The 11,753-nt window shown below is 40.8% G+C and carries 10 protein-coding genes; 9 read left to right on the top strand and 1 reads right to left on the bottom strand.

Annotated features, from left to right (window positions below):
- Positions 1-178: 178 nt before the first annotated feature.
- The gene (locus tag L654_RS0109030) at positions 179-604 is read left to right on the top strand and encodes a hemerythrin domain-containing protein (protein ID WP_024591907.1); all 426 of its coding nucleotides are present in this window, start codon (positions 179-181) and stop codon (positions 602-604) included.
- A gap of 84 nt (positions 605-688) precedes the next feature.
- Here L654_RS0109030 and L654_RS0109035 read toward each other — a convergent pair whose 3' ends face one another.
- Positions 689-1,102: a hypothetical protein gene (locus L654_RS0109035; protein ID WP_007581772.1), complete on the bottom strand. Its 414-nt coding sequence runs from the start codon at positions 1,100-1,102 to the stop codon at positions 689-691.
- A 426-nt stretch (positions 1,103-1,528) separates the two neighbouring features.
- On the opposite strand from L654_RS0109035, the gene L654_RS0109040 reads away from it, so the two are divergent.
- The 8 genes from L654_RS0109040 to L654_RS0109075 all read left to right on the top strand — a co-directional run.
- The gene (locus tag L654_RS0109040; protein ID WP_024607845.1) at positions 1,529-3,892 is read left to right on the top strand and encodes a TonB-dependent receptor; all 2,364 of its coding nucleotides are present in this window, start codon (positions 1,529-1,531) and stop codon (positions 3,890-3,892) included.
- Positions 3,893-3,902: 10 nt separating this feature from the next.
- Positions 3,903-6,056 carry a bifunctional TVP38/TMEM64 family protein/FAD-dependent oxidoreductase gene (locus L654_RS0109045; RefSeq protein ID WP_024607846.1) on the top strand — a complete coding sequence of 718 codons (2,154 nt, stop codon included), beginning with the start codon at positions 3,903-3,905 and terminating at the stop codon, positions 6,054-6,056.
- A 2-nt stretch (positions 6,057-6,058) separates the two neighbouring features.
- On the top strand, positions 6,059-6,877 hold the full coding sequence (locus L654_RS0109050) for a DUF547 domain-containing protein (protein ID WP_024591910.1): 819 nt from the start codon (positions 6,059-6,061) through the stop codon (positions 6,875-6,877).
- Positions 6,864-8,198 (top strand): ABC transporter substrate-binding protein, encoded by a 1,335-nt coding sequence (locus tag L654_RS0109055; protein WP_024607847.1) that lies wholly within the window; start codon positions 6,864-6,866, stop codon positions 8,196-8,198. The genes L654_RS0109050 and L654_RS0109055 overlap by 14 nt, the downstream gene beginning before the upstream one ends.
- Positions 8,195-9,949, top strand: a complete 1,755-nt coding sequence (locus L654_RS0109060) for an ABC transporter permease subunit (protein ID WP_024607848.1) — start codon at positions 8,195-8,197, stop codon at positions 9,947-9,949. The genes L654_RS0109055 and L654_RS0109060 overlap by 4 nt, the downstream gene beginning before the upstream one ends.
- Positions 9,950-10,020: 71 nt before the next feature.
- Positions 10,021-10,659, top strand: coding sequence for an ATP-binding cassette domain-containing protein (locus L654_RS0109065; RefSeq protein ID WP_002960109.1), 639 nt, complete (start codon positions 10,021-10,023; stop codon positions 10,657-10,659).
- A gap of 32 nt (positions 10,660-10,691) precedes the next feature.
- On the top strand, positions 10,692-11,372 hold the full coding sequence (locus L654_RS0109070) for a CDP-alcohol phosphatidyltransferase family protein (RefSeq protein WP_024607849.1): 681 nt from the start codon (positions 10,692-10,694) through the stop codon (positions 11,370-11,372).
- The coding region (locus L654_RS0109075) for a sterol desaturase family protein (RefSeq protein WP_024607850.1) at positions 11,365-11,753 on the top strand (389 nt) is incomplete at its 3' end. The genes L654_RS0109070 and L654_RS0109075, both read left to right, overlap by 8 nt.

The raw sequence follows: 11,753 nt of genomic DNA on the forward strand, positions 1-11,753 counted from the left end.
TTATAATTGAACTACGTAAAAGCCTGAAATTATTGCATTCATATCACTGTAAAATTTACAGTGATAGCAGCATAAAAATAAAAAATCAAAATAAAAGCAATAAAATACATCAACTTAATATTTGGCATTTAGTTTGCTAGTTAATGGTATAAGCAAATAAATTGTAAAAGGATTAGTTATGAATATTTTTGAAGCACTACGTCATGACCATGACAAACAAAGAAAATTAGTAGATGCACTTATTCAAACGCACGGCGACACAGAGCAGCGCCACACGCTAATGGACGAGCTAAAAACAGAATTAGAACAGCACGCAAAGTTTGAAGAACGTTACTTTTACAACCCACTTATGTTTGATGACTTAACTCATGAAAAAGCGCGCCACAGCGTAGCTGAACATCACGAAATTGATGAATTAATTGAACAACTTGAAGATACCGAAATGAGCTCGTCTGCATGGTTAGTTGCAGCTAAAAAGCTGCACCATTTAGTACATCATCATTTAAGTGAAGAAGAACACGAAGTATTTCAATTAGCGGGTAAAGCACTAACCGAAGGGCAAAAACAAAGCTTAGCAAAGCAATACAACGACGCTATGCATTAACGTATAAACCGACTTCCGCACTCCCTGTGTACTTATTGGTTATAAGCCTTATGGCTTATAACCAATTTTTTTGCATGTACTTTATTACTTTACAGTAAATTTCACGTCTTGGTCGCGTAACAAGTAAAGTGCGAAACACGCAGCCCACATTGGCCATGCAGTGAAGAATAATAAGTTATTAAAGCCATCTATATACTGGTTGTACGAAGAAAGCGTTGATAAGCCATGCATTACAAAAATGATACCGTAAGTTATACGCTTTTTAATACCCGCTAAAAATGCCAATACTAATACAAGTTGTAGAGCACCGATAACATAAGCAACTATGTCAGATGAGCCACTAATACCGTAAAAATGTTCGAAAATACGTGCGCTATGACCAGGGTTTACGAATTTATCGAACGTCCACATAACCATTACAATAAATACGCCTAAACGCAAAGATAAAAGTGACCATTGCAAACGGTTTTGCACATCAGAACTCATTGAACCTGTCATAAAATTTCCTTAAATGAATATTAATAAACGTTGAAGTAACCTAGACCGTATAAGTTATTTTTTATTTCAAAAAAATTTAATTATTTTAACTAAAAAAGTAATTAAGCTTTGTAGTAATAAAAGTGAAGCTTATTTTAGGAATTAAAAAATGCTGCGTAAAAGTTAACAACTTTAAAATGTTAGCAGGTGAAAAGTAGTCTATAATTTAAAAAGCCCATTAAAAGCAAATATTTACATTCACTCTAATACAATCGCTCTATTGATATTTTATCGACTGATAAAACTATAGTACTTAATTACCACCTTTATAATACATCTGTTTTGTTATGTTCTAAAAAACAAAAAGAATCGAAATTTTACTGAAATTTATTTTTAATCCTTTCGGTCTTTATCGCCAACAACATTTTAACCGTAGAGAGAAAACGTTTGAAACACGCATATTTAGCACTTTCCCTAGCCACTATATTAAATACACCACTTAATGCTTTTGCAGCCGAAGAATCAAAAACAACAAAAGATGGCGCAATAGAGCGCATTGAGGTGGCAGGCCAAGCTATTAAATCTCAAGGTCTTTCGGTTAAAAACGCCACTGTAGACGGCCCTTTTGGCGACAACTTAGCCCTACAAGATATAGCCCGCTCAGTCACACCAATTTCAAGCGAGTTAATAGAGCAACTCAATATTACGACTTTACAAGACGTGCTCGCAGTAAGCCCTAATACCTATTCAGCCAGTGGTTTTGGCGCACCTAGTTTACCTACTATTCGTGGGCAATTAGGTGAGCTTTTTCAAGATGGCACACGCCGACAAGCCGGTAATAACGGCTTTGGTGTGCCCTTATCGTTCAACTCTATAGAACAGATAGACGTGGTAAAAGGCGCGCCGCCGGTATTATTTGGCTCAAGCCAACGCAACGGTGGTTTTGTAAACTTACATTCTAAAAAAGCATCAACTGACGAAAGTAAAGGCAAAGCAACGGTATCTGCAGGTCGATGGGATCAGTACAGTGTTTTAGTGGATTACAGTGCACCCATTGTAAAAGACAAAGTAGGCTTTAGAGTAAGCGCTGAACACATAGATAACGGCAGCTACTACGACTTTTCAGGCACAAAGAGCGACAGCTTATTTGCATCATTACGCGTATTACCCGATGACAAGAGCAGCTGGGATATTAACTTTGAGTTATACCAAGTTGAATTTACCGATAACGCAGGTATTAACCGCCCTACTCAAGCGCTAATAGATAATGGCCTTTATATTACCGGCCAAGGCGTGCAAGCAAACGGCAGTACTGTACCGGCAGCAGGTTCAATAATCTCACCAACTGGGCAAGTAAAAATAGACCGTAGTACAGTACTTACCGATCCTGATAATCAAAACGAAGCCACTACTTATTTACTACACAGCATTTATAAGCGTGAACTTTCCAACAACGCATCAATAAAAAACATTACGTATTTTCAGCACTTACAACGCGAAGAAATTGCACAAAATAGCTTTGTTGAAATTATAGATGGTGCCGATACCGCGCAAAACCGTACCGAGCTTACCTATCTTTGGAATAGCGACCAGCAAACAATTTTTGCATTTGATGTGCGTTATAACCGCGTATTAGGCTACAGCCAATTTACAACAGAAGCCGACTTACCTATTGATTTAACTGGCCCACTTTCAAACCGCCGCATTCCTTTAACTGATGCACAACAAGCACGTTTAATTGAAATTAGCTCAGGTGTATTTGTATCCCCTGGTGGTCAATATGATATTAATAATGACGGCAGTGGCGACTTTAACTTATCAGACACTACCGATTCGCGTTCATGGCAAACAGGTTTTGCTATTCAGCAAGATTCTGATTGGACAGATAAGTTTCATACAAGTGTTGGCTACCGCATTGATTTTTATGACGTAGACGCGCACGACCCAATAGCACCAGAGGGTGAAATTGCAGCTCGCGATAGCATTAACGATAAGCTACATTCTGGGCAAGTAAGCTTTAACTACCGATTAAACGGTGATTACACCACTTATGGTGCAGCAAGTTACAACGAAGCCACATCAAATAGCATGGCTNCTGGCGGCACGTCTCTTGGTGGCGACAACACGATTAGCGCACAAAACTTTTCAACCGAAAATACCTTAGTTGAATTTGGTTTGAAATACGCACCAACCGACAGTGATTGGTACGCCGATGGTGCGGTGTTTAGCCAACGTCGTAGTTTACGTAATCGCGATGGTAGCAATACCGGCATTCGTACTACCGGCTTTGAAAGCCAAGTATTTTATGATGCTTACCCTTATTGGCTAAGTGCTGGCTACAGCTATATAGATGCTCGCTACGATAATTCTGCAAGTAGCCAAGATTCAGCACAAGTCGCTGATGCATTTGACAACTCACGTCCAGATATTATTGAAGGTACCAGTGTTGGCGCACCTAGCTTTACCGCTTTTGCACCTTCAAACACCCGTGTACAGGGCATTCCTGAGCAATCGTTCAGCTTTAACGGAAATTATTCAATTAATTCGAAATGGCAAACGGGTTTTTCAGGTCTATATACAAAGAGTTACCCATTAGACTTTTTGGCGACAGTAAAAATTCGTGATCAGTACACACTAAACGTAAATACTAGCTATGCTTTTACGCCTAGTACCAAGTTACGATTAGATGTGAACAACGTAACGAATCAAAAAAACTGGCGCCCAGTATTTGAAGGCGGTTACTTTGGTGCAACTTTAGCTTTTCCTGAGTTGCCAATTAACGCCAAGCTAACCCTTACGCATAGTTTTTAAGAGAGAGAACATGATTAAAAAAATATTTTTATTATTGATTGCAGCGGCCGCCGTCGGCCTGTTCTTTCATTTTGACTTACACCAACTACTTACGCTTGATGGCTTAAAAGGGTCAATGGATCAGTTTAGCGATTACAAAGAGCAGTCACCGTTGTTGGTTATTGGTGGGTTCTTTTTACTGTACGTAGTAGTAACAGCTCTCTCGTTACCGGGCGCGGCTATTTTGACACTTGCAGCAGGTGCATTATTTGGCTTAGTTGAAGGCTTATTGGTTGCATCTTTTGCCTCAACTATTGGCGCAACACTTGCCTTTTTAGTATCGCGTTACTTACTACGCGACACTATTAAACAACGTTTTCCTGAGCGCTTAGCCGCAATTGATGCAGGCGTTGAAAAAGAAGGTGGATTTTACTTATTTACCCTTCGTTTAGTGCCGGTGTTTCCGTTCTTTTTAATCAATTTACTAATGGGTGTTACCTCAATAAAGTCATGGACTTATTACTGGGTAAGCCAAGCAGGTATGCTAGCCGGTACATTTGTATTTGTTAACGCAGGTACGCAACTGGCGCAAATAGAGAGCTTATCTGGAATTTTATCATTCAACTTAATCTTATCATTCGCTTTATTGGGCATTTTCCCATTCATTGCTAAAGGAATCTTAAACGTGTTTAAAAAACGTCGCGTATACAAAAACTACACTAAGCCTAAAAAATTCGACCGTAACATGATTGTTATTGGTGCAGGCGCAGGTGGTTTGGTAACAAGTTATATAGCCGCTGCTGTTAAAGCAAAAGTAACCCTTATTGAAGCCGGCGAAATGGGCGGCGACTGTTTAAACTACGGTTGTGTTCCAAGTAAAGCAGTTATTAAAAGCGCTAAAATTGCAGAGCAAATTCGCCACGGTGAAAACTACGGTCTAGAAAACGCAACACCACAGTTTTCGTTCAAAAAAGTAATGGCACGTGTACACAAAGTAATTGCCGATGTAGCACCACACGACAGTGTTGAGCGTTACACCGACTTAGGCGTAGATGTTGTAAAAGGTTACGGTAAATTAATCGACCCGTGGACTGTAGAAATTAAACTTAACGATGGCGGCACGCAAACACTCACTGCCCGTACTATTGTGATTGCCACTGGCGCACGCCCATTTGTACCGCCACTACCTGGTATTGAAGAAACAGGCTATGTAACAAGCGATACATTGTGGAATAAATTTGCAGAGCTAGATGAGGCACCTAAAAAACTTGTAGTACTAGGTGGCGGTCCAATTGGTAGCGAATTAGCACAAAGCTTTGCACGTTTAGGTTCAAGTGTTACGCAAATTGAAATGAGCGAACGCATCATGATCAAAGAAGACCTTGAAGTGTCTACTTTTGCTCACGAAGCGTTAACCGAAAGTGGCGTTAATATTTTAACATCGCACCAAGCACTTCGTTGTGAAACACGCGATGGTAAAAAATATATTGTTGTTAAACATAACGACAAAGAAATAGATATTGAATATGACGAGCTATTATGTGCCGTTGGTAGAAGTGCGCGCCTTAAAGGTTACGGTCTTGAAGAGCTAGGCATAGAAACAAACCGCACAGTAGTAACTAACGAGTACCTTGAAACACTGTACCCTAATATTTTTGCAGCAGGCGATATTGTAGGTCCATACCAATTTACACACGTGGCAGCCCATCAGGGTTGGTACGCAGCTGTAAATGGCTTATTTGGTCACCTTAAAAAGTTTAAAGTAGATTACCGTGTTATTCCGTGGACTACATTTATTGACCCAGAAGTAGCACGTGTTGGCTTAAACGAGCAAGACGCAAAAGACAAAGGCATAGATTACGAAATTACTCGCTTTGAATTTGAAGAGCTAGACCGTGCAATTACCGACAGCGCTACAAAAGGCTTTATTAAAGTGATTACACCCAAAGGCAAAGACAAAATACTCGGTGTTACTGTGGTGTCTGAACACGCTGGCGATTTGATTGCTGAGTTTGTACTGGCAATGAAACACGGCTTAGGTCTTAACAAAATACTCGGTACTATACACAGCTACCCTACTTGGGCTGAAGGTAACAAATACGCAGCAGGTGAGTGGAAACGCGCTCATGCACCTGAAAAAGTGCTTAACTTGCTTGAAAAATACCACACTTGGCGTCGAGGTTAATTATGTTTAAAACACCTCTAAAAGCATTGCTACTTGGTTCGGCTTTAGTTGTAACATCGTTTGCAACGTCATTTTCGGCCCAAGCCCAAAACATGCACGATAGCTGGAATGCATTGTTAAATAAGCATGTTGTTGCTATTAACCATAATCACAGTACTGAGGTTGATTACGCTGCTATAAAACGTGAGCATGCACAGCTAAAAACGTATTTAGATTCGTTAACGGCTGTAACGCAAAGCGAATTTGACGCATGGGAAAAGCCTAAGCAACTCGCTTTTTTAATCAATGCTTATAATGCGTGGACTGTTGAGCTTATTTTAACTAAGTACCCTGATCTCAAGTCAATTAAAGACTTAGGAAGCTTTTTTAGCTCACCATGGAGTAAAGAGTTTGTGCCATTACTTGGCAAAACTCGCAGCCTTGATGGTATAGAGCATGGTTTAATACGTGGCAGCGGTAAATACAACGACCCACGCATTCACTTTGCAGTAAATTGCGCGAGTATTGGTTGCCCAGCGCTTCGAGAAGAAGCGTATACAGCCACTGATTTAGAAAGCCAATTGCAAGAGCAAACGGTGCGCTTTTTATCAGATATGACACGTAATATGGCTCAAGAAAATACGCTAAGCGTGTCTTCAATATTTAAGTGGTACGGCGACGACTTTGAAAAAGGCTTTAGAGGTACAAACACGCTACAGCAGTTTTTCTTGCAATACAGCGATGCACTTAAACTGATACCCGCTCAGCAAAAAGCACTTAAAAATGATGACATGAAAGTTAAATTTTTAGACTATAACTGGGATTTAAATGTTCGCCATTAAGTTTTGGCAAACACAGGCGCGATACAGCTTTTGCTGTGTCGCGTTTTGCGTTTGTACAATCGCAAATTTAGCTGCTTTTTCGAGCACCGCGTTTGCTAATACCGTTATTAACTCAAATAGTAAAAGTAATTTAGTAATTAACACACAACAGGGATCTCGCTGGCAACAAATTCAAACACTTGGTAGCAATCAAGATGTATACTTTTATGCATGGGGCGGCGACGCGCAAATAAATGCTTATATTCAATGGGCAGCGCAGCAAGTTAAAACTAAGTACAACATTAACTTAGTGCATGTAAAATTAAGTGACACCAGCGAAGCAGTAAGTCGTGTACTTGCCGAAAAATCAGCAAACAATAACAACCAAGGCAGCGTAGATTTAATGTGGATCAACGGGGCTAACTTTGCCACCATGAGTGAGCACTCTCTGCTTTTAAAGCAATGGGCGAGTAAACTTCCCTACTTTGCATTAACCGATCCGGCTAATAACCCTGCTGTAACATTTGATTTTGGTTTACCTACCAATGGGATGGAGGCTCCATGGGGGCAAGCGTCACTTACGTTTTATTACGACAGCATTGCAATAAATGGTAAGGCAAACAATAAATTGCCGACGACATTAAACGAATTATTAAACTGGAGCGCGCAAAACCCTGGTCGCTTTAGTTACCCAAAGCCGCCTGACTTTTTAGGTATGAGCTTTTTAAAATACGCCTTAGTTGTACTGCATCAGCAAAGCAGCGAAAATATTAAAGCGCAGCTAAACCAACCAGCTACAACTAAAAATACAGCGCAAGTGTTAAACTCACTGTGGGACTTTTTAGATAAACTACACCCAACTCTTTGGCGTGGTGGCACTCATTTTATGCAAAGTGGTGCTCAAATGCGCCGCCTTGTGGACGATACAGAGTTGAGTTTAGCCTTTACTTTTTCAGCACCTGAAGTACCGGCAGCTGTAAAACGCTATGATTTACCAAACAGCATTCGCAGTTACGCAATGAGTGATGGCAGTTTAAGTAATACCCATTTTGTGGCAATCCCTTACAATGCAAGCCACCAGCAAAGTGCGCAATTAGTGGCTAATTTTTTACTCAGCCCTGAAGCGCAAGCTCAAAAGCAAAAAGCGCATATATGGGGCGATAAAAGCGTACTTATTCAATCAACGTTAACGCCTGAACAGCAAGCCTTATTTAAAACAGCTAAACCGCATCCAAGTGCACTGCCTTTAAACAGTATTAAACGCACATTGAGCGAACCTCATCCAAGCTGGGTAAACGCCATTATGCAAGGTTGGCAAACCCGTTATGGAGTAAGCCAATGAGCGTTATTTCAAAAAGTGTACCAGTAAATACCAAAGCAACAACGCAGTGCAGCACCGATATGTTTACGCGCATTGTAAAATTTAGCCCGCGATTTTTACTCGCTTTACTTATACTACCCGTACTTGGTGGCTTAATTAGCGTATTGCTGCCTGCCTTTGGTTATGCGCCCGTACTTGAGCAAACAACGTTTAGCTTGCAAGGTTTTAATGCCCTTTGGCAAACACCTGGCCTTACTCAAATGGTTACCTTAAGCGTTGCAACGGGCTTAATAAGTACTCTGCTTGCATTTATCATTACCTTAATGATTTTAGCTGCGTTTTTTAATAGCCCGTGGCTTAACCGAATTCAGCGTTTATTGAGCCCTATATTAGTGATACCTCATGCCGCCGCGGCTATTGCAGTAGGGTTTTTAATTGCCCCTTCAGGTATGATTTCACGCTTAGCGTCGCCTTGGTTAAGCGGCTGGGAACTTGCGCCAAACGGCATGTTTCCGCATGATTCGTTCGGTATTAGTATTATTTTAGGCTTAACACTAAAAGAGCTTCCCTTTTTATTATTAATGGCACTGGGCGTATTGGCGCAACCTGAGCTTGGCAAAAAATTACGCCAACAACATAAGGTTGCGCTTAACTTAGGTTATTGTCCAATGACCGCCTTTTTTAAAGTAATACTGCCAAGTCTTTATCCGCTGCTGCGCTTACCCCTTTTAGCAGTGCTTGCCTATGCAAGCGCAAGTGTAGAAATGCCTCTTATATTAGGCCCAAATACACCACCCACGTTGGCCGTTGCAATAATGCATTGGTTTAACGATGTTGATTTAAACCTGCGTATTAAAGCCTCAGCAGGTGCTTTATTACAACTGGCTGTTACAGGCGGGTTATTAGCGCTTTGGCTTGGCGGAGAAAAAGCCGTAAAAGTATTATTTAGCGACTCGCTCACTAATGGGGTGCGCGAATACGGTGGATTTTATTGGCAAAAAATAACGGTAGTACTCACCACATTAGTAATTAGCTTTATACTGTTGTCACTTATTGGTCTAGTTATGTGGTCGGTTGCAGGTTTTTGGCGTTTTCCAGATGCAATGCCTGAGCAATTTACGCTACTGCATTTTAAAAGTGCGCTAATGCAAATGGGCAGCCCGCTTTTTAATACGCTAGCAATCGGTTTAGTAACCACACTATTTGCCATTATTCTTACTTTATTGTGTTTAGAATCAGAGCAGTTGAGTGACAAACCTATTTCTCGTTTTACCAGTTTAATTATTTACTTACCGTTATTAGTACCCAGTATTGCCTTTTTGTTTGGGCTAGTATGGATACAACAATTGGTAAATAACCAAGCTGCATTTTTTAATGTAGTACTTACTCATTTACTGTTTGTGTTGCCTTATGTGTTTTTGTCACTTGCGAGCAGCTATAGGCGCTTAGATCCTCGTTTTGCTCATGTTGCAGCAAGTCTAGGCGCAGCGCCATGCAAGGTGTTTTTTAAAGTAAAACTACCTCAGTTGTTTGCCCCTATTTTAATTGCAGCCGCACTGGGCTTAGCAATTAGTTTTGGACAATACCTCCCCACGCTTTTAGCTGGCGGCGGGCNCATAGCCACAATAACAACCGAAGCTGTTACGCTTGCCAATGGCGCAAGCAGACGCACCAGTGCCGTGTACGCTATTATGCAAATGGCGTTGCCACTTATTGGATTTATACTGGCATGGGGTTTACCTAAATATTTTTTCAAAAGTGCACGTGTTTAAAAGTACGCAAGTTTAAAAGTGCACATATTTAAAGCACCCATGTTTAACACTATCAGGGTTAAGGTTTTTTAATGCAGTCATCGTTACAGATTAAAAATTGTCAGCTTTATCGCCAAAATGAGTTGCTACTTAGCTTAAACGAGCAAGTTAATGGCGGTGAAATTCTGACTATTATGGGCCCATCGGGCAGTGGTAAATCAAGCTTATTAAATTGGCTTACGGGTACTTTACCAAGTAGCTTTAAGGCCAATGGAGAGGTGTGGCTTAATGGTCAAAATATCGATAACACCCCTCCACACTTACGCCATATTGGAGTGCTTTATCAAGACGCTTTATTGTTTTCGCATTTAACTGTTGCTGGTAACATTGCCTTTGCAATGCCCAAAGGTAATAAAAAACAACGTCTTGAAAAAATAGAACATGCACTTGAGCAAGTAGGTCTTAAAGATATGGGCAATCGTCATCCCGATAACTTATCGGGCGGGCAACAAGCCCGTGTTGCATTATTACGTATGCTGCTGAGCGAACCTAAAGCCATTTTACTCGACGAACCCTTTAGCAAACTCGACACCCAATTGCGTGTTGATACACGCGAACTCGTGTTTAGCCAAATACGCGATCATAAGCTACCTGCAATTATGGTAACTCATGACCATAGCGACGCCGACGCTGCAAATGGCAAACTCATTACTTTAAATAGCGCACTTTAATTCGTGGCTTTAATACGCATAAGGTAACAAACATGCTAGACAAATTTATCACCCCTGTAATTAAGCCACTTTTAACACCTGTGGTTATGCTTATGCATAAACGCGGCATAACTGCCGATCAGCTCACTGTTGTAGGCTTTTTAGTTGGCTTATTAGCCGTGCCATTACTGGCGTTTGAAATGTGGTACGGCGCATTAGTTGCCATTGCTTTAAATCGAATTTTAGATGGACTTGATGGCGCATTAGCACGCTATGCAAACCAAAGTTCAAGCGCGGGTGGCTTTTTAGATATCACACTCGACTTTTTATTTTACGCGGCTATTCCGCTTGGCTTTATTTTGGCAAACCCTGAGCAAAACGCGATAGCGGGATCGTTATTACTTGCCACTTTTATTGGTACGGGCTCAAGCTTTTTAGCTTTTGCGATTGCCGCCGAAAAATTTAAACTCGAAAAACCGCAATTTAAATACAAAAGCTTTTACTACTTAAACGGCTTAACCGAAGGCACTGAAACAATAGCGCTATTTATTGCATTTTGTATTTGGCCGCAGCACTTTGCGGTTATGGCGAGCATTTTTGCTATTGCGTGTGGCATAACTATTTTTACCCGTATACATGGCGGTTATCACACGCTTAAGCAACAAGAAGCCGATGCTAACAAAGCAGCTGAAAACATGCCTAGCAGTGCAAATTCTGAGGTAATAAATGACTAATGAAGTATGGTGGCGACTCGGCAGCTTTTTTAGCATTTTAATTATAATGATGCTGCTTGAATGGCAAAAGCCTGCTCGCCAAGCACCTATTAAAAGCAGTACACGTTGGTTTGCTAATTTTGGGTTAGTGTTTGCTTCATCAGTTATTGCGCGCTTAGTGGTCCCTATTGGGTTAACCGCTGTTGCACTTTACACTCAAGAGCACGGCATTGGCTTATTTAATCAAATAGCCCTACCAAGCAGTTTAATTATTATATTGAGCATACTTTTACTCGATATATTAATTTATTGGCAGCATAGATTATTTCATCAAGTGCCTATTTTATGGCGTTTGCACCGTGTACACCACGCCGATGCACATGTAGATACAAGTACTGGCTT

This window comes from Pseudoalteromonas sp. TAB23 (assembly GCF_000498075.1).
In the GTDB taxonomy this organism is placed as follows: Bacteria; Pseudomonadota; Gammaproteobacteria; order Enterobacterales; family Alteromonadaceae; genus Pseudoalteromonas; species Pseudoalteromonas arctica.